Source organism: Frankia sp. CcI49 (genome assembly GCF_001983215.1).
Lineage (GTDB): Bacteria > Actinomycetota > Actinomycetes > Frankiales > Frankiaceae > Parafrankia > Parafrankia irregularis.
Genome location: NZ_MOWP01000029.1, coordinates 44,178 through 70,522, shown reverse-complemented (window position 1 = coordinate 70,522; position 26,345 = coordinate 44,178). Strand labels below are relative to the sequence as shown.

25 protein-coding genes and 1 tRNA gene are annotated in these 26,345 nt (G+C 70.8%); 17 read left to right on the top strand and 9 right to left on the bottom strand.

Annotation, left to right across the window (positions count from 1 at the left end):
* The first annotated feature begins 247 nt into the window (after positions 1–247).
* From CcI49_RS26500 to CcI49_RS26485, 4 genes are all read left to right on the top strand, one after another.
* Positions 248–676, top strand: a complete 429-nt coding sequence (locus CcI49_RS26500; RefSeq protein WP_054564543.1) for an ATP-binding protein — start codon at positions 248–250, stop codon at positions 674–676.
* 318 nt (positions 677–994) lie between these two features.
* Positions 995–2,002, top strand: coding sequence for a tellurite resistance TerB family protein (locus CcI49_RS26495; RefSeq protein ID WP_054564544.1), 1,008 nt, complete (start codon positions 995–997; stop codon positions 2,000–2,002).
* Between the two features lie 67 nt (positions 2,003–2,069).
* On the top strand, positions 2,070–2,582 hold the full coding sequence (locus CcI49_RS26490) for an NUDIX domain-containing protein (protein WP_054564545.1): 513 nt from the start codon (positions 2,070–2,072) through the stop codon (positions 2,580–2,582).
* Between the two features lie 315 nt (positions 2,583–2,897).
* Positions 2,898–4,166: a YbhN family protein gene (locus CcI49_RS26485; RefSeq protein WP_054564546.1), complete on the top strand. Its 1,269-nt coding sequence runs from the start codon at positions 2,898–2,900 to the stop codon at positions 4,164–4,166.
* 257 nt (positions 4,167–4,423) lie between these two features.
* Here the strand turns inward: CcI49_RS26485 and CcI49_RS26480 are convergent, their stop codons facing one another.
* Both CcI49_RS26480 and CcI49_RS26475 read right to left on the bottom strand, forming a co-directional pair.
* On the bottom strand, positions 4,424–5,053 hold the full coding sequence (locus CcI49_RS26480) for a histidine phosphatase family protein (protein ID WP_076830364.1): 630 nt from the start codon (positions 5,051–5,053) through the stop codon (positions 4,424–4,426).
* Between the two features lie 56 nt (positions 5,054–5,109).
* Positions 5,110–5,490 carry a DUF3618 domain-containing protein gene (locus CcI49_RS26475; RefSeq protein ID WP_076830361.1) on the bottom strand — a complete coding sequence of 127 codons (381 nt, stop codon included), beginning with the start codon at positions 5,488–5,490 and terminating at the stop codon, positions 5,110–5,112.
* A 427-nt stretch (positions 5,491–5,917) separates the two neighbouring features.
* Here CcI49_RS26475 and CcI49_RS26470 point away from each other — a divergent pair, with 427 nt between their 5' ends.
* The 5 genes from CcI49_RS26470 (at position 5,918) to bcp (ending at position 10,186) form a co-directional block, all read left to right on the top strand.
* Positions 5,918–6,808 carry a hypothetical protein gene (locus CcI49_RS26470; RefSeq protein ID WP_076830358.1) on the top strand — a complete coding sequence of 297 codons (891 nt, stop codon included), beginning with the start codon at positions 5,918–5,920 and terminating at the stop codon, positions 6,806–6,808.
* Positions 6,809–7,255: 447 nt separating this feature from the next.
* On the top strand, positions 7,256–8,005 hold the full coding sequence (locus CcI49_RS26465) for an SCO family protein (protein WP_241840250.1): 750 nt from the start codon (positions 7,256–7,258) through the stop codon (positions 8,003–8,005).
* Positions 8,002–8,547 (top strand): MauE/DoxX family redox-associated membrane protein, encoded by a 546-nt coding sequence (locus CcI49_RS26460; RefSeq protein ID WP_076830352.1) that lies wholly within the window; start codon positions 8,002–8,004, stop codon positions 8,545–8,547. Before CcI49_RS26465 ends, CcI49_RS26460 begins: the two co-directional genes overlap by 4 nt.
* Complete coding sequence (locus tag CcI49_RS26455) at positions 8,547–9,350, top strand: thioredoxin domain-containing protein (protein ID WP_083749723.1); 804 nt, start codon at positions 8,547–8,549, stop codon at positions 9,348–9,350. The genes CcI49_RS26460 and CcI49_RS26455 overlap by 1 nt, the downstream gene beginning before the upstream one ends.
* Before the next feature lie 347 nt (positions 9,351–9,697).
* Positions 9,698–10,186: a thioredoxin-dependent thiol peroxidase gene (gene bcp, locus CcI49_RS26450; RefSeq protein ID WP_076830348.1), complete on the top strand. Its 489-nt coding sequence runs from the start codon at positions 9,698–9,700 to the stop codon at positions 10,184–10,186.
* A 194-nt stretch (positions 10,187–10,380) separates the two neighbouring features.
* Here bcp and CcI49_RS26445 read toward each other — a convergent pair whose 3' ends face one another.
* A complete protein-coding gene (locus CcI49_RS26445; RefSeq protein WP_076830345.1) occupies positions 10,381–10,767 on the bottom strand; it encodes a hypothetical protein in 387 nt (128 codons plus the stop codon).
* Between the two features lie 256 nt (positions 10,768–11,023).
* Here CcI49_RS26445 and CcI49_RS26440 point away from each other — a divergent pair.
* Together CcI49_RS26440 and CcI49_RS26435 are read left to right on the top strand one after the other, a co-directional pair.
* Positions 11,024–11,107: transfer RNA gene (locus CcI49_RS26440), tRNA-Leu, on the top strand.
* 502 nt (positions 11,108–11,609) lie between these two features.
* On the top strand, positions 11,610–12,638 hold the full coding sequence (locus CcI49_RS26435) for a pentapeptide repeat-containing protein (protein WP_076830341.1): 1,029 nt from the start codon (positions 11,610–11,612) through the stop codon (positions 12,636–12,638).
* A gap of 139 nt (positions 12,639–12,777) precedes the next feature.
* Here the strand turns inward: CcI49_RS26435 and CcI49_RS26430 are convergent, their stop codons facing one another.
* The 3 genes from CcI49_RS26430 to CcI49_RS26420 all read right to left on the bottom strand — a co-directional run bounded on the left by CcI49_RS26430 (position 12,778) and on the right by CcI49_RS26420 (position 16,745).
* Positions 12,778–13,923, bottom strand: a complete 1,146-nt coding sequence (locus CcI49_RS26430) for an RCC1 repeat- and reductase domain-containing protein (protein WP_241840249.1) — start codon at positions 13,921–13,923, stop codon at positions 12,778–12,780.
* 235 nt (positions 13,924–14,158) lie between these two features.
* On the bottom strand, positions 14,159–15,943 hold the full coding sequence (locus CcI49_RS26425; RefSeq protein WP_076830334.1) for a polysaccharide deacetylase family protein: 1,785 nt from the start codon (positions 15,941–15,943) through the stop codon (positions 14,159–14,161).
* A gap of 349 nt (positions 15,944–16,292) precedes the next feature.
* Complete coding sequence (locus CcI49_RS26420) at positions 16,293–16,745, bottom strand: deaminase (protein ID WP_054564556.1); 453 nt, start codon at positions 16,743–16,745, stop codon at positions 16,293–16,295.
* Between the two features lie 145 nt (positions 16,746–16,890).
* Here CcI49_RS26420 and CcI49_RS26415 point away from each other — a divergent pair, with 145 nt between their 5' ends.
* Both CcI49_RS26415 and CcI49_RS26410 read left to right on the top strand, forming a co-directional pair.
* Positions 16,891–18,012, top strand: coding sequence for a CaiB/BaiF CoA-transferase family protein (locus CcI49_RS26415; RefSeq protein WP_054564557.1), 1,122 nt, complete (start codon positions 16,891–16,893; stop codon positions 18,010–18,012).
* Between the two features lie 1,103 nt (positions 18,013–19,115).
* The gene (locus CcI49_RS26410) at positions 19,116–20,432 is read left to right on the top strand and encodes a transcriptional regulator (protein WP_241840248.1); all 1,317 of its coding nucleotides are present in this window, start codon (positions 19,116–19,118) and stop codon (positions 20,430–20,432) included.
* A 39-nt stretch (positions 20,433–20,471) separates the two neighbouring features.
* Here CcI49_RS26410 and CcI49_RS40830 read toward each other — a convergent pair whose 3' ends face one another.
* Entirely contained in the window at positions 20,472–21,071 is a 600-nt protein-coding gene (locus tag CcI49_RS40830; protein WP_054564559.1) for a hypothetical protein, read from the bottom strand.
* A 694-nt stretch (positions 21,072–21,765) separates the two neighbouring features.
* Between CcI49_RS40830 and murI the strand changes: the two genes are divergently transcribed.
* From murI to rdgB, 4 genes are read left to right on the top strand one after another with little or no spacing between them, the layout of a single operon-like run.
* Complete coding sequence (murI, locus tag CcI49_RS26400) at positions 21,766–22,614, top strand: glutamate racemase (protein ID WP_076830328.1); 849 nt, start codon at positions 21,766–21,768, stop codon at positions 22,612–22,614.
* Entirely contained in the window at positions 22,611–23,357 is a 747-nt protein-coding gene (locus CcI49_RS26395) for an MBL fold metallo-hydrolase (protein WP_054564561.1), read from the top strand. The genes murI and CcI49_RS26395 overlap by 4 nt, the downstream gene beginning before the upstream one ends.
* A 47-nt stretch (positions 23,358–23,404) precedes the next feature.
* Complete coding sequence (gene rph / locus CcI49_RS26390) at positions 23,405–24,175, top strand: ribonuclease PH (protein WP_054564562.1); 771 nt, start codon at positions 23,405–23,407, stop codon at positions 24,173–24,175.
* Positions 24,172–24,816, top strand: a complete 645-nt coding sequence (gene rdgB / locus CcI49_RS26385) for an RdgB/HAM1 family non-canonical purine NTP pyrophosphatase (RefSeq protein WP_054564563.1) — start codon at positions 24,172–24,174, stop codon at positions 24,814–24,816. The genes rph and rdgB overlap by 4 nt, the downstream gene beginning before the upstream one ends.
* Before the next feature lie 179 nt (positions 24,817–24,995).
* Here the strand turns inward: rdgB and CcI49_RS26380 are convergent, their stop codons facing one another.
* Together CcI49_RS26380 and CcI49_RS26375 are read right to left on the bottom strand one after the other, a co-directional pair.
* A complete protein-coding gene (locus CcI49_RS26380) occupies positions 24,996–25,943 on the bottom strand; it encodes a cysteine synthase (protein WP_054564564.1) in 948 nt (315 codons plus the stop codon).
* Positions 25,944–25,966: 23 nt separating this feature from the next.
* On the bottom strand, positions 25,967–26,338 hold the full coding sequence (locus CcI49_RS26375; RefSeq protein ID WP_076830324.1) for a MoaD/ThiS family protein: 372 nt from the start codon (positions 26,336–26,338) through the stop codon (positions 25,967–25,969).
* Between the last annotated feature and the right edge of the window lie 7 nt (positions 26,339–26,345).

The window sequence follows — 26,345 nt, the reverse complement described above, 5'->3', positions numbered from 1 at the left end:
GGCACCGACGAGTTCAGGTTCTCGTCACCGGCGACCTCGTACCAGGAGGACACGGCGAGTCCTCCACGCAGCCGGGCCGAGACCAGGCCAGGCTGTGCCTGTCCGAGGACACGGCAGCGCCTGTCCGGGATGTGCCGCTGCATGCCGGGGGAGGTTTGAGGTCTCTCCCCGGGTGGGAGGAACGCGACGCCGGCCCCGCCGTGGCGCCGCTGGCAGGCGAGGATGGACGAAGCCCGGAGGGTGATGTGTGGCCGAAGCGCTGACCGCAGGCTTCGACCTGCACGCTGATCCACGGGCGGCTGGGCGGGCCCGTGCGCTGGTCGCCGATCTTCTCGCGGCGTGGGGTTGCTCGACCGCCTCTGAAGTCGCGAAGCTGCTGGTCAGCGAGGTCGTCACCAACGCTGTCCGGTTCGTCGGGGCCCGTGAGGTGCTCCGGCTCACCGTCGAGTGCGGCTCCGGCCTCATCCGGGTCTCCGTGAGCGACGGCAGCCCGCTCCGACCGGTGCTCAGAGCCGCCCAGGATGACGACGAGTCCGGCCGCGGCATGCAGCTCGTGAGCGCCCTCGCGGAGCGGTGGGGCGTCGTCGACGACCCGCCGTCGATTGGTTGCGGCAAACAGGTGTGGTTCGAGCTGGCGGCGAGCGACTCGGCCGCGATCGCCTGTCACGTGCACTGAGCCGTAGACGCACTGAGCCCGTAGACGCACTGAGCCGTCCCGGCCGTCCTGGGCCGCGACGGACGTCTCGAGCCGTTCCGGGCTCGCTGGACCGTCCCGGGTGTGCCGAGCCGTCCCGGCGAAACGTCGACGCAGGTCGGATCACCCAGTCGGGCGCCGCGTGTTCGCATGGTGATCGCGGCATTCACAACTGCGACTGCGCGCTACCAACTCCTCGCCATGAGTCAGCCAGAATGCGGCATATTTCTCCGTAAGCGGTAGATGATGGTTCGCATACCAGCATCCAGGTGACGACACGACGTCACGATGGGGGGCGGTATGCCGCTGCAGACGCAAGTCGTCGTGGACATCGCTTTGCTCGTCGAACTCGACGACGGACTTGTGGTCCGTGCGTCCGATGACGGCACGCTCCGCTTCCCGGGATGCATTCCAGGCCCGGGAGAATCGGCGCTGGCCGCCGCCGGCCGACTGTTGCGTGCAATGCTGCCGGAGCAGGCCCCGGCCCGGCCAGCCGCGGCCAGACCACCGCTCTCCACCCCGGCCGACACCGCCGACGCGGCGGAAACGGGGGACGTGTCCGGCATCCTGCGGTTCGCGGGCTGCGTCGAGCACACCGACCACGTCAGCCCGGAGCATCGCCGCAAGGTCCTGACGGTGCTCTACGCCGTCGCTCCCGACCCGGCGCACTACCGCGACCAGGATGATCTTCTTCCGGACCTGTTCCTGCTTCGACCGCACGAGATCGAGTCCCAGGCCACCCTCGCGACGGTCCAGCCGACCGCGGTCGTGCGCGCGGCGCTGGTCTGGTGGTCCGAGCAGTGGGCCTCCTGGCGTGGCCACGCCGTCGAGGACGCGGAGCCGTGGTGGACGATGCTGCGCAAGTCGGTGCGCACCCTGCGCGCTCAGCTCACAGCCCGCAGTGATGTCCTGCAGGGCGAGGCCTTCCGCGACGCCGCGGTGGCCATCTGCGCACTGGTCGCGGTCGCGGACGGCCGGGTGGACCCGGCGGAGCGCGACGCGATGATCCAGTCCATCCACAGCGAGCCTGTGCTTGCCGCCTACCCTCGCGCCGAGCTGGAACAGATTTTCGACCAACATGTGGCGCGACTGCGCCTCGATCTCGCGGAAGGCCGCCGAGTGGCACTGAACGAGATCGGCAAGGTGCGCGGTGATTCCACCCGCTCGTGGGCGGTGCTCCACTTCGGGGCTGTCGTCGGCCGCGCCGACGGCTACTTCGATCCGGACGAACGCCGGGTCGTCCAGGAGGCCGCAGAGGTGCTGGGCCTGAGCGCAGGCCGGCTCGCCGTCCAGGCGGTCGAGGAATGAGCCTTCTCCACCGTCGACTCCGGCCTGCGGCGCCCCTGACCGTGCATCGTGAGATGGAAAAGGCTCAATGAACCCGCCTCGCCCCGCCCGCACCCAGGGCCACCCGGGGGCGACACCCGAGCCGACGCTGCGTGCCCGGGTCTTCCTGACCCTCGGCAACCGCGTCGTCGTCGCGAACCACCGCGGCCAGCCGTGGTTCTTCCTCCTCGGTGAGCACGTCGCCCCGGGTGAGGGCGTCGAGCAGGTCCTGCACCGGGTGCTGCGGCGCACGGCCGGATTCGAGGTGCGTGCCCTGGACTTCGTCGGCGGCATGGAGCGCCACGGAACCGGTCGCGGGACCGGCCACGAGGCCGCCCACGAGATCGATGTCCTCTTCGCGGGTGCCGTGCCCCGGTACGCCGAGTTCGGCAGCCGCGTCAACGAGGTCGACCTGGTCACCGTCGAGCGGTCCGATCTTCACCGGGTCGAGTTCCGTCCCGCGTACGTCGGCGACGTGATCAGCTCGTGGCTGGCCGACCGCGTACCGCGGTGGTACACCGACGGGGGGTCCACGCGGCCCCCGACCGTGGCGACTTCCTGAGTCCTCGGTCACCCAGGCGGGCCGCCGTAACAGACGCTTGGCGGGGCAGTCGCGGCCATCCAACCGTCATCTCCCGGGTACTTCACACCCAGCGGACCACCACGTCACAGTGAGTTTGGAACGCCCCGTCGCGGTGCAGGACTGCCTGGAGCGGGGTGGAGTCGCGGACAGCGGATCCACCCCACCCCAACCCGCTGTCGGTGATGGTGCGGAGGTAGTCGGCACGAGGAGCATTCAGCCGTCGTTCAGGCACGCGACATAGCGTGAACCCGAACTTCCGGACCGGAGGGGGTAGACATCGAGATCCCGGTCGCGATGAACGCCGACAACACGGCGGCCGCGCCGCGCGTTGTCGGGCCGACGCTGCCCCGCCACAGGCGGGCCGGTGAGCGTGCAACGGGCACGCCTCGTGCCGCAGCGGTACCGGACGAGCGTCCGGTACCGGGCCGCGCCCGCCAGGCGCCGGCCGGCCACCCGCCCCGGGAGGATGAGCTTTCCGCACCGGCCGGCCGAGGCTCCGGCACCGGGCCCTCGCGGCCCGCTGCTTCGGTTCCCGCCGTCTTCGGCGGTGTCGACGCCACCGGCGCCGCCGCGATCGCTCTCGACCTCGGCCGGGTGCGGCCCAGGTTCGGCCTGCGCCGCACCCGGGTACGGATCCTGGTCGCGGCCGCGATCCTCGCGATCGTCTCGATCATGGCGACCAGATTCCGCGAGGATGTCGTCGGCAGCCTCACCGCCGTCCCCGCCCCGCGCTGGCACTGGCTCGCGGTCTGCCTGGTCGCCACCGCCGGCTTCTACGTGGCGCACGGGGTGAGCGTGCGGGCGGCCAGCGGGCTGCGGATGGGGCTCGGTATCGCCACCGCGTCCCAGCTGGCCGCCGCCGCGGCGAACCGGGTGGTGCCGGCGGGGCTCGGAGCCATCGCCATCCATCTGCGTTTTTTCGAGCGACGTGGGATGAATCGACCCGCGGCCCTCGCCGCGGTGGCCTCGCTCAAGGGCGTCGCCTTCCTCGTCCATCTGGCGGGCCTCGCGCTCGTCGCCGGAACCCTGCGCAGCTCAGGCGTCGGCGAGGCGGTGACGGCTCCCGTCCGGATGACGGTGAACGGAATCGGCACCGGCCCCTTCATGGCCGGCGTCGCCGTGGTGGGCGTGGGTGTGGGCTCCGCCGTCGCCCATCCACGAGTACGGTGCCGCGCACGGCCCGCCATGCGGGTCTTCCGCGAGCACCTCGGATCGCTGGCCCACTCACCCGGGCGAACCGCCGTGCTCGTGACCGGCACCGCCGGGACGAAACTCGCCCAGGTCGTCGGCATGGCAAGCGCGGTCTGGGCCTTCGAGGGCGAGCTGGACCTCGCCACGATCACCGCCGTGTACCTGGTCGGTTCCGCCGTCGCCGGCGCGGCTCCGACCGCGGGGAACGTCGGCGCCATCGAGCCGGCCCTGGTCATCGGCCTGACCGCCTCCGGCGGCGCCGGCCCGGCGATGGTGGCCGCGGTGCTGGTGTATCGCCTGATCAGCTACTGGCTCCCGATCATTCCGGGCGTGACCGCGCTGGCAGTGATGCGCCGTCGCGGAGACCTCTAGGTATCTAGGCGCCTCGCAGCCGCGCGGCTCGAACGCCGCAGCCCCATCCCATGCCGTCACACAGCTCCGGCAGTTCGCTCAAGAGCGGCAGAAAGGGCAGAGTCGCCGGATATTCCGCAAGGGTTGAGGATTCTGGTCGCCAGAACGACCACGATCCTCAACCCTTGCCCGGCGGCAGCCACAGGCACGCCGCCCTCTCCAGCAGCCAGAATCCTCAAACGTCTGCCCGTCAGCGACGTCGGATCCGGGTCCGCGGGTCAGATCCGGGTGGAGCCCTCCGCGGACAGGTTGAGCTGGCGCAGCACGGGCGTGTCTCGCTCGAAGCCGAGCTCCGACACAGCGGCGGGCACGATCACAAAACAGGCACCCGCGGTCGGCGGCAGCCGAAGCCATCTGGCGATCAGCACGCGGAACATGTGGCTGTGCCCCACCAACGCGACATCGCCGCGCTCCAGCCAGGGCCGCACCCTGGCGAGCACCAGATCGGCACGCCGCCCGATCTGATCGACGGTCTCCCCCCCAGGCACCTCGCCGGTGAACACCGACCAACCCGGATGGTCCCGGCGGATGGCCGGCGTCGTCAGGCCTTCGAGGTCCCCGTAGTCCCACTCGGCGAGATCCGGCCACACGGCGCGGTCCGCGACAGTTGGTTCGGTGGCCAGGAGCCCCGCCAGGTCCGCGGTGCGGGTCGCACGCAGCCGGGGGCTGGTGGCCACCAACACGAACCGCCGCCCCGACAGGAAGCTCCGCAGCGCCGTCGCCTGCCGTTCCCCCTCAGCGGTCAGGGCGATGTCGGTTCGTCCGGTGTGGCGCCCGGACCGGCTCCACTCGGTCTCGCCGTGACGGATCAGAGTCAGGACGCCGGGCCCACCGGACGCGGCAGACACACCGGACGCACCGGCTCCCCCGGGCGCTCCGGGCGCTCCGGGCGCTCCGGGCAGGTTCACCGCCTCCGGCGCCGCCGCCGGGCTCCCACGGCCAGCAGGAACACCGCCGACGCCAGCGCGACCCTCTCCCAACGGACCGTGCGCACGACCTCAGTCGGCACGCCCTTGCCGGATATGCCGGAGCTGCCCGCAGCCGCCAGCCCGCCTTCGGCGTCCTGATGCCCTGCCCGACCGCCCGGCAGTGCCGCGGGCCGTGGCGACGATCCGGCCGGAACGAGGCGCTCGCGCAGCTCGCCGACCTTCACACGGATCTGTTCGTTCGCGCGCTCCGCCACCCGCCTGGGGCTGACGATCTCCGCGATAGCGTCGACGGTCTCGGCCAGCTCGGCGCGGGTCTGTTCGATCTGACGCTGGATGACGGCCGGATCCTGCGGCACCGATGTCGCCCTCTCGGTTCTTGTGCGGGTGGACGGGGCCGGGCTGACGACCCGACTCGATCGTGCCAGACCAGCCCTTCTCCAGCTCGACGAAACGACGCTCCGGTGGCAGGGGCCCGGCCGGCACATCCACCCCACGCGCGGACAATCGCCCACTTTGTCCTGGTCAACCTACCGACGGCCGCCGCCCGACCGATCGGGTGTGAGATGAGGCCCGGACCACCCTGATCGGGGCCGGCTCGCGTCGATCGGGGCCACCCCCGCCACCCCTGCCGCCCGCGTGGCCTCGTGCCGTCCCGCACCGCGCCGCCGTCCCGCACCGCGCCGGCGTCATCGGTCAGCACCGCCTGCCCCGCGCCGCGTCCTCGGGTCAGCACCGCCCCCTCACCCAGGCCAGTGGTACCGGGCTCGGCAATAGGCTTACCTGGTGCGAGTCGGGCGGTGTGAGGGGCGGTACACCGGCCTCGCACGGTCCCCGGGGCTGGGCCGGCTCGGAGCAGCGGCGCGGCGCGGGCTGGGCTTCGCCGTGCCGACGGTCGCGCTGGCGCTGCTCGCCCACCTGCCGACCACCCACTCCGCGGGGCCGGCAGCGGGCCGTGTGCTGCTCGTCCTGCTCATGCTTGCCGTTCTGCGTGCCGCAGCCGACCTCCTTCGTCCGCGGGCCGTTCGGCTGCAGGGCGTTCAGCTGCAAGGCCTCGACGGCACGTGGTGGTCGGCGCGCGCCTCGACGGGTCGGCCTGTGCTCGGTGCCGTCGGCTCCGTCGCCGGGCTGCTGGCTGTGCAGGTGATGCTGCACGTGGCCTTCACGGCCAGGCCGACGCGAGCGCCGGCCGGCCAGCTGGCCGGGCTGTTGTGCGGGGCCGAGCGGGCCGCCGCGGCCGGCGGCGTGCCCTGGTTCGACGCCTCCCAGCTACGCGCGACGGCTCTCGCGGGCCGCCCGCCCGGTTCCCTGGTCGCCACGACCTCCACGACCGCGGCGGCCGGCGCGGCACGCCTCGGACCGGCGCATCTCGGGGCCCTGCACCTGCACAGCCTCGGGCCGGCGGTTCTCCTCGCACACAGCCTGGCCGCCGCCGTGGTCTTCTGGTGGGCCCGTCACGGCGTCCAGGCGGTCGCCGCCGCCTGCCGGATCCTCGGTTCGCGGCTCCCCACACTGCGCGCTGCCCACGCCCCGACCCTGACCAGACGACGGGTCGTCCGAGCGCCCGCACTGCGCGGGCCGCGTGTCCTGGAACGCCCCTGGGCCGCGGTCGCCTCGCGCGGGCCCCCGGTCGCCGGGTTCACAGCCCTCACAGCCGCCCGGCCCTGCCCGCGGTAGCCCCGCCGCGGCTTCGCCCTGCCGGCGGTAGCCCCGCCACCGCTTGGCCCTGCCCGCGGTAGCCCCCACCGCTTGGCCGTGCGCGGCAGCCCGCGTTCGCCCAGCCGTACCGGCCGGGCGCGGATCGGTCATGCCCGCGATGTCAGGTCAGCCCTGGCCGTCGTCGCCGGCACAGCACCGCCGCGCCCGCGCGGACGGCGCCTCCCGCCCACTGCTCTTCGTAGGAGTCAGGTGCACACCTCCAGCAAGACGACATCCGCAACAACCCCCACGGCCGACGAGGAGGCCACAGCCGCGGCCCGTACCGGGCATTCACCCGGCCCCCGGCGAAAGTCACGGCACGGCACGGGACGTCCTGGCCGGGTTCGGGTGGCTCTGGCCCTCGGGCTCGCTGTGAGTCTCGGCGCGACACTCGGCGCATGTTCCAGCGGTGGAGACGGCACAGGGGTGACGATCGTCGACGCCGGCGGAACCGGCGACGGGCTACACGGCGTTGTCCCAACAGAACGCTTCGCGAAGCCGGCTCTCGGCCTGACCGACACCGACGGCCGCCCGTTCGACCTTCGCACCCGAACGCAAGGGAAGATCACTCTGCTTTTCTTCGGCTACACGATGTGCCCGGACGTCTGTCCGACCACCATGGCCGACATCGCCGCGGCGCTGAGCGAGGTCGACCGGTCCGTCCGGGACCAGGTCTCCGTCGTCTTCGTCAGCACCGACCCGGAGCGGGACACCGGCGAGGTCCTCGACCGTTGGCTGAAGGGGTTCGACTCGAGCTTCATCGGCGTCCGCGGGCCGTTCGCGAAGGTCCAGAGCGTGGCGGAGTCGGTCGGCGTCCCGCTGGAGGCACCGGAGGTCCAGGCGGACGGATCCGTCCTCGTGACGCATGGCAGCCAGGTCATCGCCTTCGGCCGTGACAACCGGGCGCGGGTGCTCTACCTGGCGGGGACATCCGTCGCCGACTACATCGCGGACCTGCCCGTCCTGACCGCGGAGAAGACCGGGACCACCGCCGGTGCCGACGACGACGCGGCCACGAGCACGGGAAGCCCGGCGAGCCCGACTGACGCCCAGAAGGCCACGTCGAGGCCCACCGGCACCACCGCTTCCACGCCCACCGGCACGGCGGCGGCCACCAGCTCCCCGGCCCCGGCCCCGGCGGCAGCGGCCAGGCCGACTCCGGTGGCCACCGGATGAGCCTCGTCACCGCCCCCAGCCAGCAACGCAACCGGCTGCTGCTCCGACTGTTCTCCACGGTCCTGCGGGTGGGGCTCGGTGCGGTCTGGCTCGTCGCCGGACTCCTCAAGGTCGACGATCCCGACGGCATGGTGCGCTCGGTCCGTGCCTTCCGGATCCTGCCCGAGTCCCTCGTCCATCCGGTGGCCTACGCCGTGCCCTTCGTCGAGATCGCGCTGGGTGTGCTGCTGATCGTCGGGCTCACCGTCCGGCTGGGCGCGTTCGTGTCGGCCGCGCTGTTCGCCGTCTACATCGCCGCCATCTCGTCAGCGGCGGCCCGTGGCCTGCGCATCGACTGTGGCTGCTTCTCCACCGGCGGCGACCTCACCGCCGAGGCACCGACCCAATACACCGAGGAGATCGTTCGCGACAGCGCGCTCCTGCTGGCCAGCCTGTTGCTGGCCCGCTGGCCGGACGGCTTCCTCACGGTCGACCGGCTCCTCGACAGGACGTCACATCCGCCCCTCGACGACGACGAGGATGACCAGGTTCGGGAGGACTGATGGCAGGCAGCGATCCGGCGGGCGACGGCCCGACCGGCAAGCGCCCGGCGAATGACGGCCCGGCCGGGAAGCGCCCGGCGAGCGTGAGCGCCGCGGAGCGCCGCGAGCGGGTCGCGGCCGCGCGGCGCGCCGAGGCCGCGAGGGAGCGACGACGGCGCCAGCTCATCATCGGCTCCGTCGTCGCGGGCCTGCTCGTCCTGGCCGCCGTGATCGGCTTCGCGATCCAGAGCTCGCGGGAGGAATCGAAACCGGTGGTGCTGCCGTCGACGGCCACCGGGCCCGACAACTCCATCGTGGTCGGGCAGGCCAGCGCCCCCGTCACCGTCGACATCTACGAGGACTTCCAGTGCCCGGCCTGCGGCCAGCTGGAGAAGACCACCGGCTCGACGATCAGCGACCTCATCGACGCGGGCGACATCAAGGTCAACTACCACCTGATGTCGTTCCTCGGGCCCGAGTCGGTCCGGGCCGCGAACGCCGCGTCGGCGGCGGCTGACGAGAACAAGTTCAAGCCGTTCCACGACGCCCTGTTCGCCGACCAGCCCACCGAGCACACCGACGGCTACCAGAACGACACCCTGATCGAGAAGGGCGCCTCGGTCGGCCTCACCTCGACGGCTTTCGTGGACGCCGTCCGGAACGGAAAGTTCGACGGCTATGTCGCAAAGGTCGACGAGAGCGCCTCGAAGGCCGGGGTGACCTCGACGCCCACCGTGCTGGTCGACTCCAAGCAGCTCTCCGCGGACCAGCTGACCCCGGACGGGCTGAAGGCCGCGGTGGCAGCCGCCAAGAAGAACGGCTGACACTCCGCCGACCGGCGCCGGGTCCTGCTCGTTAGCAGAGGATCCCCGAAGCCGCCGCGGCGAAGATCAGAGGATTGTGGTCGTTCCGACGACCACAATCCTCCAGTCTCGCTCGGCGGCAGCGGCAGTGGCGGGCGACGGTGGTGGCAGCGGGGAGCCCGTAGCTCGGGACTGCCGCCCGCTCCGGGACGACGAACGTCCTCGACTCCCCGGAGCGAGCCAGACGCGATCATGCGAGTCCTCGTCACACCCCTGAACGGACACGGGTGAAGGGTGCAAACAGGGACACCGGGGGATCACGGCAGGGTGTTTGCCGGCCCGCCGGAGCCGCGACTAGCTTCTCGGACATGACCGAGACCGCCAGCGCCGCTCGCCTCTCCCCCGGTGACCCCGCGCCCGACTTCACCCTGCCCGACGCAGACGGCAACGAGGTTTCGCTGTCGTCCTTCCGTGGCCGCAAGGTCGTCGTCTACTTCTACCCCGCCGCTTCCACGCCCGGCTGCACGAAGCAGGCCTGCGACTTCCGCGACAACCTCAGCCTGCTCAACGACTCCGGTATCGACGTCCTCGGGATCTCACCGGACAAGCCCGCCAAGCTGGTGAAGTTCCGCGACAACGAGGAGCTCACCTTCCCGCTGCTCTCCGACCCCGACCGGGCGGTGCTGTCCGCGTACGGAGCATTCGGCGAGAAGACCATGTACGGCAAGAAGACCATGGGCGTCATCCGCTCGACGTTCGTCATCGATGCCGACGGAAAGATCGAGAAGGCGCAGTACAACGTGCGCGCCACCGGCCACGTCGCGAAGCTCCTGCGGGACATCGGCCTCGCCGACTGACCCGGCCGACCCGGCGCGGCGCAGACGGCCAGACGGCACCGTCGGTCCGGCGCCGTCTGCCTGACCGGCGCCGCCCGACCGGCCCGGTGCCGCGCTGACCCGGCACCGCGCTGGATCGGCACCGCGCTGGATCGGCACCGCGCTTGGCCGGCGCCATCCACAGCTCGGTCGGCACCGGCCAGGCCCGGTCCTGGTCAGCTGGCGACGCGCAGGTCCCACTGGAGCAGCACGTTGTCCGGCTGGGCGGGATCCACCAGCACGGGAACCCTCCGGCGAAGCTGGCTCGGGACGCGAACCCCGCCACGCCGGAGTCCGGCCGGCACCGCCGCGGCCGGCTCGGCCTCGGGTACGACCGCGCGGCGGATCACCGGGTACGGCTGCTCCCCGGGGCACTCCACCAGCAGGCGCACCTCCGCCACGGTCCCCCCGAGAACCCGGACGCCCGTGTCGTTCACAGCGCTGATCACCGCCATCGCGGCCCTGCCGTTGTCGATCAACCGGCGAGCCCGGTCGCGTTCCTCCTGAACGGAGGCGGACACCTGCTCAGGCTGGTTCCGCGCGGGCTCCGCAACGAAGGTCATCGATCTTTCCCCCAGAGGCATCATGCGCCCACCGACGCAGGTACACCCTGCACCCGAACGGGTCCTCCCCGCCGTCGCGTCCGCGACACCACCGGCTGTCCACCTGTTGGTTCCGCGACACCTGCCCGAGACCCCGGGCCCGCACCGGAGGATTTCTCCCGCCTGCCCAGCGGACGCGGCCCGCACGGCGGCGGTGCCGCTCCCCCGGCCGGCCCCTGTCCCGCGATCCGCACCCGGATCGCTAATCTGGACCCACGCGGGAGTGGCGGAATGGCAGACGCAGCAGACTTAGGATCTGCCGCCCTAGGGCGTGGGGGTTCAAGTCCCCCCTCCCGCACCACCCGGGCCGGGCAACCGTTTCCCTTTGTTCGCAACGGTCAGGCCTCCTGTGGATCACTGGCCGACCGCTCTCAGGCGTCCGGCGGTGGCTTGCCATGTCCGGTGGCGTCCGGCGGGTCGCGGTCCATTCGCGGTCCGGGCTCGACTCCCCTGCCGCCAGGATCTTTCTTCTGGACAGGACCAGGCGCTGTCTCGATCCTCCGCAGCTAGTGTCGACGTCCCCATCGATGCACTCCGGGTACAGAGAGCAGCGCGACCGCCCCGCCCCGGATCTTGCGCGGCTCGGCCGTGCTCGTCGGCGTGGTGGCCTGGCCGGCGTCGCAGGGTGGTTGGGGGGCCGTACGAAGCCGGGGCGATCATGTCCGTAGGCCGGCGTCTCGGCAGGCCGGCCGGACCGGTAGACGCGGCTTGTCGCCACCGCCGGGCTGCCCTTGGCCCGCACTGTAATCGTGGGCCGGGGCCTGTCCGTGACCCACCTGTCACGAGGGCGTACAACCCTGCCTATGGCTGACAACGGGGGCGCACGTCGACGAGCCGGCCGGCGGTGGCTGTGGATCGTGGCCGCCGTCGCCGCGGTGGGCGCGGTGGCCGCGGTGGTGGGGATCTGGCACCTACCGGGCCGCATGTACCCGCCGGGCACCGACGGTGGGGCAGAGGCTCGTGCGGCGCTGCAGGGCGGCCTACTCACGGCCGCCGCTGCTCTCACCGCGGTAGCCGGTGCTCTGATCGCCTTGGACGAGACACGCCAGGCGAACGCGAACACGCATGTGCGGGAGCTGTACGCCACAGCGATTGGCCAGCTCGGCGCCGACAGCCCCGACGTCCGGCTCGGGGGGATCTACGCGCTCGAACGCATTGCGCGTGACAGTGCGGACGACCAGCGCACCGTCGTAGAGGTACTTTCCGCCTTCGTGCGCGAGCACACCCGCTTCCAGACCACGCCAGCTTCGCCGGGGCGCCGGTCGCCGCCAGGACGGCGCTGGGCGGATCGTCCGCCCGCCAGGCCTCACCAACTGGGCACCGACGTGCAGGCCGCGCTCACCGTTCTGGGTCGGTTGCCCATCCGCGCCGGCGTTCCCCGCGCCGACCTATCCGGAGCGAACCTCACTGGCGCTCGGCTGAACTGGGCGAACCTCACCAGCGCGCGTCTGGACGGCGTGGTCCTCACCGGCGCGAAGTTGGACAGGTCCAACCTCAGCTATGCGCATCTGGGCAGAGCGAACCTCACCGATGCCAATCTGCGCGGGGCCAATCTCACCGGTGCCCGACTGGTCGGCGCCGACCTCACTCGCACCGGCCTGATCGCGGCGAACCTCACCGAGGCACGACTGTTCGGGGCCAATCTCACCGGTGCCCGACTGGTCGGCGCCGACCTCACTCGTGCCGGCCTCTTTGCGGCGAACCTCGTCGATGCACAGGACCTTGTGCAGGAGCAGGTGGACGCCGCTTTCGGGAACAGGCAGACGCAGTTGCCAGTTGGTCAGGTGCGTCCAGCGCACTGGCAATCGGAGACGCCGCCAGCCGGGGCCTGATCAAGTACCGTGCTTGCCCCAGGGGGCGGATTCCCAGATTCCCGGATTCCCGCCACCCAGATGACAGGCCGGTTACGGGCGGGTGCGCCGTGCTCATCCGGCCAGCGGGTAGGACGGCCGGATGAGCACGAGGCCCGTCTCAGTGCACCGCGTACCCGCTGAGGCCGCCGCCAGCGATCTCACTGACGCCGCTCAGGCCTGTGACCTGGGCCGGGGTCGGGCGGTTGGTGTTGGTGCCGTCGCCGAGCGCGCCGCCGGCGTTGGATCCCCAGGCCCGGACCGTGCCGTCACGGCGCAGCGCATACCCGGTGTAGGCGCCGGCCGCGATGGCGGCGACCCGGGTCAGGCCGGAGACCTGGACCGGGGTCGAGCTGTTCGTCGTGGTGCCGTCACCGAGCTGGCCTACGTAGTTGTATCCCCAGGCCCAGACGGTGCCGTCGCTGCGCAGCGCATACCCGCTGTTGCTGCCGGCCGCGATGGCGATGATCTGGGTCAGGCCGGAGACCGGCACCGGGGTCAGGCTGTCTGTCGTGGTGCCGTCACCAAGCGCGCCGAAGCTGTTGGAGCCCCAGGCCCAGACGGTGCCGTCATCGCGCAGCGCATATCCCCGGTAGACACCGCCAGCGATGGCTCTCACCTGGGTCAGGTTGCTGACCTGCACCGGAGTCGAGCTATCGGTGGTGGTGCCGTCACCAAGCTGCCCGGAGTTGTTGAACCCCCAGGCCCAGGCGGTCCCGTCGCTGCGCACCGCATACCCGGTGTGCATACCGCCGGCGACAGCGATCACGTCGGTCAGGTCGGAGACCTGGACCGGGGTCGAGCGATTGATGGTGGTGCCGTCGCCGACGGCACCGTCACTGTTCTCCCCCCAGGCCCAGGCGGTCCCGTCGCTGCGCACCGCATACCCGTTGTGGGCGCCGGCCCCGACAGCGACCACGTCGACCAGGTCGCTGACCTGCACCGGCGTCAGGCGGTCGGTGGTGGTGCCGTCACCGAGCTCGTTGTGTGAGTTGTCACCCCAGGCCTGGACGGCGCCCCAAGCCATCGCATACCCGGTGCTCTCGCCGGCCGCGACGGCGGTGATTTCGTCTATGCCCAAGACCTGAACCGGCGTCAGGCGGCCCGTGGTGGTGCCGTCGCCGAGCTGGCCCTGGCCGTTGGCACCCCAGGCCAGTACCGTGCCAGGCCCAGGCCCGGTCGCTGTCGCGCCCGTGGGCTGGACGATCACCCCGACGACGGCCAGCACCGCCGAGCACATCCCTGTTCGCCATTGTCGCTGAGACATGCCTGCCTCTTTCTGCCTGAAGGACGGGCCACATCCCCCCTGCAGCCACTCTGTGCACTATTTTTAGTACACAGAGTGTCGATCCGGCCGGATATCTTGACCAAGCGTGCCCGTGTTGTGCCATTACGTTGTCGCCCAGGCGAGTCCGGACGACCGGAACCCGGGATACGGCCTCCCTACGAACGGTCGACGATGCGGCGTGATCACGGGTGGGACCGGAGCGGTCCACGGAGTGTCAGGCAGGCTCCACGATCATCCAGGCGATGGTCGACGCGTCGGACGAGGAAGCCGACGTGATCGTGAAGCTCGTTCCCGCCGTTCTCGCGGAGACAGYTATCGGTTGGGGTGTGCCGACCCCGGACAGGTTCTGGGGCGTCAGGTAGATCCTGCTGTTCGCGGTGACAGCACTCGTGGAGACCGTGGCCGAGCCGCTGGACAACGTGGCGGCACCGAGGCACGCGTTGGTCCCTTCCTTGACCAGGAGCCCGTTTCCGGCAGTACTTACGATCAGATCGCCATCCGTCCGGAAGGTCACATTGGCGGCGAGGTTTCCGCTCCCGTCCCGCTGGAGTGTCACGTCCTCGGCCGCGCCGAAATCGATGCCGTCCTTGGCGGCCCCCAATCGCAGACGTTCGGTGCCGTCCTCACTTCGGATCCTGGTCGCGAATCCCTTGATGTTCACGTAGGACCCGCCGCTGCCCGAGTCGATGGTCATCTCACCACCGGCACCGCCCGTGCCGTTGTTGAGCCACTGGTTCGCGCTGATGGCCCCTTCCAACGTCGACTCGAGGCGCGCGAAGTACACCACCTGCGACGAGGTCCCGAACAGGGAAAGCCCGTTGTACAGGCGCATTTCTCCGGCGGACGTGACGCCGCCGGACGCAGGCCGGCCGAGCGTGACCGTCACATTCGTCGCGCTGGCCGTGGCAGCGGCCGACATGGTGGCCTGAATGGGCGACACGACAGCCGCGATCGTCGTGGCGACCGGGATGCCGGTACCGCTGATGGAGAGACCCACGTCGTCGGCACGGAACCCCGCGCTCCCCGACAGGACGGTCGTCGAGCCGTTGGTCGTCGTAAAATCAGCGAACACCTGGCGGCGCCCCACAGAGAACCCGGCGAGCGCCAGGAGGTCCTTTCTGAACTCAAATGGCGTTCCACTCGTCGCGTCCACGAACGGCGCGTTCGTCAACTCGTCCAGGCCCAACGAGTAGTTTCCGCCAATTTCGTCGTCGCGGTCTACGATCACCTCGTTGGCGTGGACGGTCKGATTGAATGTGTTACCCTGGGCATCGATCAACGCTCGCGTCGACAGCCATTTGGTCCGCTGGCTCATCGCCCGGTAGAACGTTCCCTGGTCACATCCCACGCCACTCGCGTAGGAAATCAGGTTGGACACCTTGGTCAGCTGCGCCGAATCAATGGCGCCGTGGTGGAAGAGGACGACGACGCTGCGGTTCGCCACAGCCTCGTCGATGTACGCCTTGATATCCGCCTCGGACGGAGCGAGGATGTCTATCCCCGGGACGTTGAACGGATCCGGCGCGTTTCGACTGACGACACCCCGGCTGCACCGGAAGTAATCGTGCCGACGACTGACAATTTCTTTTACCCGGTCGTTCGCCGACCCACCCGGATAGGAGCCCGTCTTGACCGAGAAGCCGAATCTCGTTTGAATCTCGCCGATGGCGGCGCCAAGCAGGAGGTCGAGCGCCACCGGACCATGGGTCGCGTAGTAACTCGCAAGATCTTCATGGTTCTTGCCGTGTGTGGCGATCTCGTGGCCGGCGGCGACGATGGCTTCGACCTGAGACGTCGTGATGTAAGCGTCTCCGTATACAGGGGATGTTCCAGCCTGGTCCACCCAGTCGACCGACAGGAAGAAGGTTCCCTTGATCCCGTTGGAGGCGAGCAGGGAGAAGTATCCCGCCTGACTGTCGTAGCCATCGTCGCCAGCCCAGACCACGAATGGTCCAGGAACATCAGGTGTCAGGCTGGCTGGAGCGATGTCGAACTGCATGTGATTCCCCCAAAGAGGCACGCTGCTGTATGCGCTTTTCGTGGAGATGGACCGCATGCCACAATGACCAATGACGATGTCTCCCCGCCCGGGTTGACGAGCCCTTCGGCATTCAAGATCCTCCGATGGGGCCCCTGCGTCCGTGGACATGGCGGGCGGGTCAGGGCGGGCCCGACGCTGACCGTGGGTGGGTGTACCCGGCACCGCACGCATAATGGGGCCGCGTTTCCGCCTGTCGCCCTGGCCTTGGGATGGCAGGCCGCGGAGGCCACGGGCCGATGGCCTGGACGGCCACCGGGCGTTCAGGATGGCGCGGGCGACGGGCCGACGCGACGGGGCGACGGGGCGGTCAGAGCGACAGGTGGGCGTTCACGGCGCGGGCCTGCTCGGCGAGTTCGGGCAGTTCCACGACGGTGACACCGGCGGCGGTGAGCAGTTCGCAGCCCTGGCAGTCGGCGACGAAGAGGCTGGGCTCGCGCCAGGCGATGACCACCCGCGGGATTCCCGCAGCCAGGATGAGCTGGGTGCAGGTGCGGGGCCGGGACCTGCGCTGCGAGCAGGGCTCGAGAGTGCTGTAGATCGTCGCGGTGGCGAGCCGCGGGTCGTCGGGATCGATCTTCGCGAGGGCGGATTCCTCGGCGTGCACCGCGTCGTCGACCTCGCGGGAGTAGCCGAAGGCGATCTCCTCGTTGTTCTCGTCGACGATGACGGCACCGACGGAGTAGGCGCCGGTGGCGGGTGGGCAGCGGTGGGCCAGTTCGATCGCCCGGGTCATCCACCGATGGTCGTCGAGCTGCGGCATGGCGAGGCTCGTCCTTCCCCGCGGGGCCGGTGCCCGACGGAACGCGCGTACCTGCAGGACAGTCTGCCATCCGGCGACACCCTCACGGCTGGCCCCCACCGCAGCAAACCCTCCATCCGAATTGCCCGATGGCTAGGTTCGATGAGTGCTGCTTCCTCTGCAGGGTGTCCGTGTCCTCGATCTGTCCCGGACGTTCCCCGGCGCGTGGTGCACACGGTTGCTCAGCGACCTCGGCGCCGAGGTGATCAGGGTTGAGGCGCCCGGAGTCGGCGACATGCTGCGGGGCCCGACCGGTTCCACACCGGCGCACGTGGGCCTCAACCGTGGCAAGCGGTCCGTCACGCTCGACACCCGCAGCAGTTCCGGGATCGAGGTGCTGCGCCGGCTGGTGGTCACCGCCGACGCCGTCGTCGACAGCGCCCCGCCAGCCACCCGGGCCGCGGCCGGCTTCGGCTACCCGCAGGCGGCGGAGCTGAACCCCCGGCTGGTCTGGGTGGGCCTGTCCGCCTTCGGCCTCGACGGCCCGTACGCCGGCCGTGCCGGGCATGAGATCACTTTCCTCGGTCATTCCGGCGCCCTGACCGCGATCGCGGGGCAGCTCCCCTGGGTGCCGCAGACACCCATCGCCGCGCCGCTGGCAGGCGCGGTCGCGTCGGCCGCCCTGTCCGCCGCCCTCACCGCGGCGGCGCGCACCGGCAGCGGCTGTCTGCTCGACGTGTCGATCGACGATGCCGCGACGTGGTTGCTGGCTGCCAGCCCGGGGCGTTTCGCGGGTATCGACTCCGACGCGGGCTGGGCGGCCGGCCGACGGCTGTACCGGTGTGCCGATGACCGGTGGGTGACGGTCGCCGCCGCCGAAGCACGGACATGGCACGCGCTGTGCCGGGTGCTCGACGCCGACGATCTGGTCGATCGGCTGTGGGCTGACGAGGATGAGCAGGTGACGATGGCCGAACGCTTCGAGAAGGTGTTCGCCACCAGGCCCGCCGCGGACTGGGTCGCGGTGGGCTCCGCGGCGACGATCGGCCCGGTGAACGACGGCGTGCAACTGGTGGACGACCCGCACGTCTCGGCCCGCGGCACGCTCGTGGACATCGCGGGCACCTTGGTTCCGGCGGCACCGTTCCGGCTCGGCGCCGCCGGTGAACGGCAGCCAGCACCGCCGACCGGCCTGCCCACGCTGGGCGAGGACACCGACGACATCCTTCGCGCGGCCGGGGTCAGCGACGAGGAGCTAGCTCAGCTGCGGGCCACCGGAACCATCTGAGCCGGAACCATCTGAGCCGGAAGCACCCGGCTCGTCGGCTTTCAGGGTTGGACGATCCATTCCGCCCCGCACTCGCAGGTCTGGATCCAGGTACGACTGAGACTGCCGGCCGGGCGGCAGGTGAGCGCCTCGGGCTGGTGGGTGCAGGGCACGGCGCCGACCGAGGTGGTCGCGATGGGCGCGCTGCCAGGCCTCGGCCTCGCGGCTGACCGACGCGCCGCGGACGGCCGCCGGCGGACACGGGCACCCACCCGATCAAGCAGAAGAGACTGAAAAATCATGACGTCACCTCCAACGTCGTACCGCCAAGAATAACCGCGGCCCTACGAGCTACGAGACTCGACAGTCGCCGGTGACGGCCGAGTATTCCTCACAGTGACAGCACCCCTGACGCCGTGCCACGACGGAACGTGGTCTCATCGTCCTTTCCCGTATCGGCGATTTCACCTATTCCGGCGCACGTCGAGCAGGTACACATCAGGTTCCAGCTCTTCACAGCACCGGCAGCGCCCCACCCGACCGGCAGGGCGCTACGCCGGTCGTCGTCTCAGCATCGATCGTCAGGCGCGGACACGCTCCGAGCCTGCCACAACACGCCTGGTGCACGATCTCCGGCACTCGGGCATGCCATTCACGGCTCGTGTCGCTGCCCGCCGGATGGAGTGTGGCCGGATGGTGTGGTTGGCGGGATGGGCGGGGACGCCCGCGCGCGAGGCGTCCCAGGCCTTTCCCATTGTGCCCGGGATTTTCCCCCGAAAACCGACCAAGGGCGAAAAGTTCGACTCCCATGCCACCGGAGCGCTGTCACTAACCTGATACCGGTATCCGGCACCGGCGGGCCGCCGCTTTCGACGCCGTCCGGCTGCCCGCCCTGGTTCGGTTTCAGCCTGAACGCCAGTAACGTCCTAATGTTTCCGTAGTATCACCAACGGCACCGAAGTGGGCGGTCGCCACCGCCCACTTCGCTGTCGGGCGAAGCCGATACCGAGAGACCCACCCATCCACGAAACGGGAACTCACATGATCACCACGATGGGACGGCGTCTGCTCCCCGCCGTCAACGGCGGGATCTCCACGCCACCAGCCCGATGACGGGTGGCGCCTTGACCGGCAGCGACTCCCCCGGCGACGCCGCGGCCAGCGGGACCCCGGTCAACGAGGCCCAGGTCGGCAAGGCCCAGGTCGGTGAGGCCCCGCGAGGTGGAGCCTCGCGAGAGGCCAGGACCGCCGGCGAGAGGGAGTGGGCTCGAGTCCGAGGCGAGCTCAGGCGCCGGCGGTTCGAGCTCGCGCTGACGGCGGCCCAGGAGTACCCGGCGGCCTCGCGGGTGGCCGGGACGCCCTTGTTGGCGGCACCGCGCTGGATCCCGCCTCGGCCGCTGCACCTGGCCGACGTCGCGATCGACCTGGACCCCGGCACCACGGCGCCGACCGGATCTCGTCCTGGGCCGGTGACGGGCCGGGGGCCCAGTGGCGAGGGTGTCCGACCGCTGCGTGCCGATGGGCGACGGTACGAGGCCTACACCGCGGTGATGGCCGAGCTCGACCGTCCCGCCGTGTTCGCGGATCTGCCCACCTACCGGCTGCGCGAGGCCGACCTGTCGTTACCGGGACGGAGCGGGCGGCTGACCTTCGGCCTCGGTAGCTACTTCGACGCGATCGACGTCGGCGAGGCCTGCGCGCACGAGTTCGCCGCCCGGGAGCTGGGCGCCCGGCCCGACACCGGCGGGTCGCCCGCTGCGACCGCGGACGAGCTGCCGCTACGACGCGCGGTGGGCGAGCCGTGGGACCTTCTGCGCCGGCCGGCGAACCTGGCGATCAGCACGCTCACGATCCGCCTCGACCGCTCCGCCGACCGCACTCCCGGCAGCAGTACCAGTAGCAGCAGCACCAGTAGCAGCATCCTGCTGCACCGGCGGGATCCGGCGAAGGTCGGTCATGCCGGCGGGCTGCTGCAGGTCGTCCCGGCGGGGATCTTCCAGCCGTCTGGCCCGGCGGACTGGAATGTGCGCAACGACTTCGATCTCTGGCGGTGCATCACTCGGGAGTATTCCGAGGAGCTGTTGGGCACCGCGGAGGAGTACGGCAGCGACCAGCGCCCCATCGCCTACGATGCCTGGCCGTTCGCCGCCGAGCTGACGCGGGCGGCACGATCCGGCGACGTGCGCGTGTCGGTGCTGGGCCTGGGCGTCGATCCGTTGACCTTCGCCACCGATCTGCTGGTCGTCGCGGTGTTCGAGGCGCCGGTCTTCGACACGCTGTTCGCCAGGCTGGTGACGCTGAACTCCGAGGGCACCGTGCTCGCCGGCGTTCCGTTCACCGCGGCCGGTGTCGAGCGGCTGGTCGGGCAGGAACGGGTACAGGCCGCGGGGGCGGCGCTGATCGCGCTGGCCTGGCAGCACCGGGACGAACTGCTGGCCTGACCGCCGCGGATTGCCAGGGCCGCCGCCGCTCCCGGACCTCTACGGCTTCGCGGGGCGGTCCTCGGCCCGGTGGGGGCCGCTCGACGACGAGCGGCCCGAGGCTGACGAGCGGCCCGAGGCCGCGGAGAAGCCGTCGGACGAGTCCGGCGGGATCGTGGCGGCGCTGTCGCGCTCCGCGGACGGATGGTCGCCGCCCCAGGAGAATCCAAAAGGCACCGCGGTGTGCTCGTCCTTCGCTCCAGTGCCGGATTCACGGTGACGCCGGTCCCGGGAGTCGGAGACGTTCCAGTCGTCGTCGGCGCCGTCCGTGGTGTCGCTGCCGGCGTAGTCCCAGCTCGACGACCACGCCTCCGACTGCCATTCGGTGGAGGAGGCCCACTCGCCGTCGGGGTCACGGCCACGGCCGGACCTGCCACGGCCTGGCTGCTCCCACCCCGCACCGGTGGGGCGCAGCGATGCGCAGGCGGACTCGATGACCTTCGGGACCACAAGCCAGGCAGAGATGTTGACCCCCAGGACGACGATGATGATCATTGCGACCAGCAACACCGATGCCGGCGACAGCGGCGCGGCATGTGCGATCAGTGCCCCGACCCCTGAAGCCGGAGCGTCGACCGCCACCGTGATGAACCGAGCCACGGTTGCCTTCCTACGCCTCAGACCGGCCTGCTGGGGTCGATCGACGCCAACCCGACAGTGCCGTAAGGGCGCAGCACCGCAGGTCAGCGGCAACACGGACCACCTCCGGCGGGCCCGCCACCGCCATCCGAGCAGGACTGAGCACCACGGTCCGCAAACACGTGACCTCGACATATGGCGGGGGTTGCGGGCGCTTCGGACGATGCACGGGCGCATGATCGAGGATGCGACTGGGGTGTCACGGGTCGGGGACGGATTGGAACGACCCGGACACCTCAGTCGCGTCCTCAACCTACCTGGTCGATAGCTTTTAGTCACTGATCGACTACAGGTAGTTCTAGCGTACACCCAGTTTGCTCGCCCTGTCCCCCTATGAAGTAACGAGACGGACACATGCAGCAGTACCCACCAATGCCCCAGGGAAAGGATGCTGCGCAGGGAGAGAGATCCATCACTGGAGCGAGGCGGCCGGCGGCCCACTCCCCCTTGCGGGCGGGGTCAGGCCGCCACACGCCATGGCGCCGCCCTGACCCGACACGGCACGAGCTGGACGGGTTCGTCACTGACGGGAATGCGCATCCCGCCCCGCAACGCGGAGCATGTCCATGACGCACGGACTGTCCGGGATCAGACACCGCCCCCGTGACGACAGCCACAGGGTGGCTGACAGGTTTCCGGCTTAGTCTCATCGCTCATGAGTGGCGCGCCCATCGGAGTGTTCGACAGCGGAGTCGGTGGTCGCACCGTTGCGCGCGCGATCGGGGCGCAACTCCCAGCGCGGCCCCCGCTCCACCTCGGCGAAACCGTGAACGCGCCGTAYGGCCCGCGACCCGGCGCCGAGGTCCGCCCACCTGCACCGACGGTGCTGGACCAGCCTGCCGCCGCGGGCGTGAAGCTTCTCGTCATCGCCGGCAACTCCGCGGGCGCGGCATGCCTGCGCGATGCCCGGGAACGTTATGACGTACCGGTCGTCGAGGTCATTGTGCCCACGACCTGCCGTGCCGTAGCAGCAACACGGAGTGGTCGGGTGGGAGTCGTCGGAACGGTCGCCACCAACACCAGTCGGGCCTATGAGGACGCTTTTTCCGCGGCCTCCGGGACAGAACTGGTAAGTGTGGCGTGCCCGGCTTTCGGCGCCTTCGTCGTGGAGGGCATCACGTCCGGGCGAGAGCTGCTGGGACTGACCGAGGCGTATCGCGCGCCGCTGCAGGAAGCCGATGTGGACACAGTGATTCTTGGTTGCACCCACTTTCCACTGCTGACCGGTGTGATCGGGCTTGTTCCGGGAGAGGGGGTCACACCCGTGCGCAGTGCGCAGGGGACGGCAGAGGCCACTGACCGGGTACTGGCCCGCCGGGTACCGGCCCGCGACGGCCGCTTCCGCGACCCCGATCTACCACCACCGGCCCATCGGCTCCCGGCTCCCGGCGCCCCGGCCGCGTCCCGGACCCGCCAGCCTCGCCAGACCCGGCCGACCCGCCAGACCCGCCGGACCCGCTCGATCCGCCAGACCTGTCAGGCCCGCCAGGTGGTCGCCCGATGAAGCTCACGATCCTCGGCTGTTCGGGCACCTACCCGGGACCCACCTCCGCCTGTTCGTCCTACCTGATCGAGCAGGACGGCTTCCGCCTCGTTCTGGACGCCGGCAACGGCTCCGTCGGCGAGCTGCAGAACCACTGCGACATCCGCGACGTCGACGCCGTCCTGCTGAGCCATCTGCACGGGGACCACTGCCTGGATCTGGTCGCCACCTCCTACGCGCGGCGCTACCACCCCGAGGGGATGCCGCCCAAGCTCCCGGTCTACGGGCCGATCAACACCCAGGAACGCCTGTGCGGGGCGTTCGAGCGCTGGCCGGAYGACTCCCTCGCCGACATCTACGACTTCCGCACGATCGGGCCCGGCCGCCTGCACATCGGGCCCTTCGGGATCGACCTGGCCCGGGTCGCGCATCCCATCGAGGCCTACGGCGTGCGGATCAACGCCGGCGGGAGGACCCTGACCTATTCCGGTGACACCGGGGCGTGCGACCGGCTCGTGCGGCTGGCCCAGGGCAGCGATCTGTTCCTGTGCGAGGCGTCCTTCCTCGACGGCGAGGACAACCCGCCGGATCTGCACCTGACCGGCAAGGACGCCGGCGAGCACGCGACCCGGGCCGACGTCGGCCGGCTCGTGCTGACGCACCTGGTGCCCTGGGGAAACGTGGAACGCACCCATGGCGAGGCCCAGGACGCGTTCGACGGGGACCTGAGCCTGGCCAGCACCGGGGCGGTCTACGAGCTCTGAGCAGCGCCTCGCAGGCCCGGCCGCGCTCGCGGATAGGGTCTCCTCCCGTGATCCGAGTCGATGGCAGGAAGACCGACCAGCTCCGCGACATCACGATCGTGCGGGGCTGGCAGGAGCACGCGGAGGGATCGGCGCTGATCTCCGCTGGGCTCACCAGGGTGCTGTGCGCCGCATCCGTCACCGAGGGCGTCCCACGATGGCGCAAGGGCAGCGGCCTCGGCTGGGTGACCGCCGAGTACTCGATGCTGCCGCGGGCGACCCACACCCGAAACGACCGGGAGTCGGTGCGGGGGCGGATCGGCGGGCGCACCCATGAGATCTCCCGGCTGATCGGGCGCAGCCTGCGCGCGGCGATCGACCTGAAGGCGCTCGGCGAGAACACCATCGCCATCGACTGCGACGTCCTGCTCGCGGACGGCGGCACCCGCACGGCGGCGATCACCGGCGCCTACGTGGCGCTCGCGGACGCCTGCCGGTGGCTCGGACGCCCGTCCGCGATCGTCACCAGCGTCTGTGCGGTCAGTGTCGGCATCGTCAAGGGCGTTCCGATGCTCGACCTCGCCTACACCGAGGACTCCACGGCGGACACGGACATGAACGTCGTCTGCACCGGCGCCGGCGGCTTCGTCGAGGTCCAGGGCACCGCCGAGGGCACCCCGTTCGACCGGGCCGCCCTGGACGAGCTGCTGGACCTCGCGACCGTGGGCTGCAGCCGGCTCACCGAGATCCAGAACGCGGCCCTGGCCCAGCCGGCCCCCGCCGGCCCGCCACGCCCGGAACGCGCCCTCCCCGCGGCGAAGTCGGCTGGTTCGCGGTGACCGCGACCGACACGGGCCCGTGGCGGGTCGTCCTGGCCAGCCGTAACGACGGGAAGCTTCGCGAGCTGGACCGGATCCTCGCCGGCACGGGCCTGGCGATCGAGGTGGTGGCGCTGCCACCCGGCCCCGAGGTGGCGGAGACCGGTTCGACGTTCGCCGAGAACGCGCTGATCAAGGCACGGGACGCGGTCGCCACCACCGGACTCGCCGCGATCGCGGACGACTCGGGGCTCACCGTGGACGAGCTGGCCGGGATGCCCGGGGTGCGCTCGGCCCGCTGGGCCGGTGTCCGCGCCGGCACCCGCACGGACCGGGATGCCGCGAACAACGCGCTGCTGCTGGCGCAGCTCGACGATGTCGAGGCCGAGCGCCGCGGGGCGGCCTTCGTGTGCGCCGCCGCGCTGGTCACCCCCGACGGCGCGGAGCACGTCGTCCACGGCTCGCTACGCGGTCGGCTGCTGACCGCGGGACGCGGCGAAGGCGGTTTCGGCTACGACCCGCTGTTCGTCGCGGACGGCGAGACCAGGACGAACGCCGAGCTCACCGCGGACGAGAAGGACCTGATCAGCCATCGGGGCAAGGCGCTACGCGAGCTGGCGACCGTCATCGCCGACCAGCTGGGCGGCCGACGACCGGCCTGAGGTCAGGCCGGTCGTGCCAACACCGACCGGCCTGACCCGGACAGGCGGGATGCGACCGGGAACCAGGCGCGGGCCGGGCCTGAGGCCAGGCCCGGAAGGACCAGAGCTGTTCGGGCCCGGAGCTGTTCGGGCCCGGAGCTGTTCGGGCCCGGAGAGCTTGTTCAGGCCCGGAGAGCTGTTCAGGCCCAGAGCTGGCCTTCCAGCGCGGCCTCCGCCTCGGCGAGGGTGCCCGCGTAGGCACCCGTCGACAGGTACTTCCACCCGCCGTCGCAGACGATGAACGCGATGTCCGCCCGCCGCCCCTCACGAACCGCCCGCTCGGCCTGCCCGAGGGCAGCGTGCAGGATCGCACCGGTCGAGATGCCCGCGAAGATGCCCTCCTGCTGCACCAGCTCCCTGGTGCGGCGCAGGGCGTCGCGCGGGCCGACCGAGTAGCGGGAGGTCAGCACGGACGCGTCGTAGAGCTCGGGGACGAACCCCTCGTCGATGTTGCGCAGGCCGTAGACCAGCTCGCCGTACCGCGGCTCGGCCGCCACGATCGAGATGTCGGGGACGTTCTCCCGCAGGTACCGACCGGTTCCCATCAGCGTGCCGGTGGTTCCGAGCCCGGCGACGAAGTGGGTGATGTTCGGCAGATCCGCCAGGATCTCCGGACCGGTCGTCTCGTAGTGAGCCTGCGCGTTCGCCGGATTGCCGTACTGGTAGAGCATGACCCAGTCCGGGTTCTCCGCGGCGAGGCGCTTCGCCACCGCCACCGCCTCGTTCGAGCCGCCGGCGGCCGGCGAGTAGACGATCTCGGCGCCCCACATCTGGAGCAGCTGGCGGCGCTCCACGGAGGTGTTCTCCGGCATCACGCAGATCAGCCGGTACCCCTTCTGGCTGCACACCATCGCCAGTGAGATACCGGTGTTCCCGGACGTCGGCTCCAGGATCGTCGCGCCCGGGGAGAGCAGGCCGCGCTTCTCCCCGTCCGCGATCATCCACAGGGCCGCCCTGTCCTTGATCGATCCGGTGGGGTTGTCCTGCTCCAGCTTCGCCCAGAGTCGGACCTCGGCGGAGGGTGACAACCGCGGAAGGCCGACCAGGGGGGTGCGGCCGACCGAGTCCACCAGGGATTCGTAACGCATGAGTGGGGACCTGCCCGCCCTGATCAGAGAAGCCGCATGCCCACGGCGGTGCCGGTGGAGCCACAGACCACGACGGAGGCGACGGAGGCGACAGAGGCACCAGAGCCACCGGCCACGGCGGGGAGAATGGTCACATTGTCGCCGTCGCTGATCTTGGCGTCGAGGCTGCCGAGGAAGCGGACGTCCTCGTCGTTGACGTAGATGTTCACGAAGCGGTGCAGCTGGGCCTCGCCATCGCCCTCGCCCTCGCTGGCGATCAGCCGGCCGCGCAGGCCCGGGTGGCGGGACTCGAGATCCAGGAAGAGCGCCGCGAGCGTGTCGCCCGTGCCCTCGACCAGCTTGGCGCCTCCTGTGTAGTTGCGCAGGATCGTCGGCACACGGACCTGGACTGCCATGGTGCTC

What these genes read in the sequence shown, in the direction of transcription:
- CcI49_RS26455 (WP_083749723.1), top strand. Translation starts at nt 8,547, where the DNA reads ATGGCAGGCAGCGATCCGGCGGGCGACGGCCCGACCGGCAAGCGCCCG.
- CcI49_RS26460 (WP_076830352.1), top strand. Translation starts at nt 8,002, where the DNA reads ATGAGCCTCGTCACCGCCCCCAGCCAGCAACGCAACCGGCTGCTGCTC.
- CcI49_RS26375 (WP_076830324.1), bottom strand. Translation starts at nt 26,338, where the DNA reads ATGGCAGTCCAGGTCCGTGTGCCGACGATCCTGCGCAACTACACAGGA.
- CcI49_RS26430 (WP_241840249.1), bottom strand. Translation starts at nt 13,923, where the DNA reads ATGTCTCAGCGACAATGGCGAACAGGGATGTGCTCGGCGGTGCTGGCC.
- bcp (WP_076830348.1), top strand. Translation starts at nt 9,698, where the DNA reads ATGACCGAGACCGCCAGCGCCGCTCGCCTCTCCCCCGGTGACCCCGCG.
- CcI49_RS26490 (WP_054564545.1), top strand. Translation starts at nt 2,070, where the DNA reads ATGAACCCGCCTCGCCCCGCCCGCACCCAGGGCCACCCGGGGGCGACA.
- CcI49_RS26420 (WP_054564556.1), bottom strand. Translation starts at nt 16,745, where the DNA reads ATGCCGCAGCTCGACGACCATCGGTGGATGACCCGGGCGATCGAACTG.
- CcI49_RS26495 (WP_054564544.1), top strand. Translation starts at nt 995, where the DNA reads ATGCCGCTGCAGACGCAAGTCGTCGTGGACATCGCTTTGCTCGTCGAA.
- CcI49_RS26380 (WP_054564564.1), bottom strand. Translation starts at nt 25,943, where the DNA reads ATGCGTTACGAATCCCTGGTGGACTCGGTCGGCCGCACCCCCCTGGTC.
- CcI49_RS26435 (WP_076830341.1), top strand. Translation starts at nt 11,610, where the DNA reads ATGGCTGACAACGGGGGCGCACGTCGACGAGCCGGCCGGCGGTGGCTG.
- CcI49_RS26485 (WP_054564546.1), top strand. Translation starts at nt 2,898, where the DNA reads ATGAACGCCGACAACACGGCGGCCGCGCCGCGCGTTGTCGGGCCGACG.
- CcI49_RS26445 (WP_076830345.1), bottom strand. Translation starts at nt 10,767, where the DNA reads ATGACCTTCGTTGCGGAGCCCGCGCGGAACCAGCCTGAGCAGGTGTCC.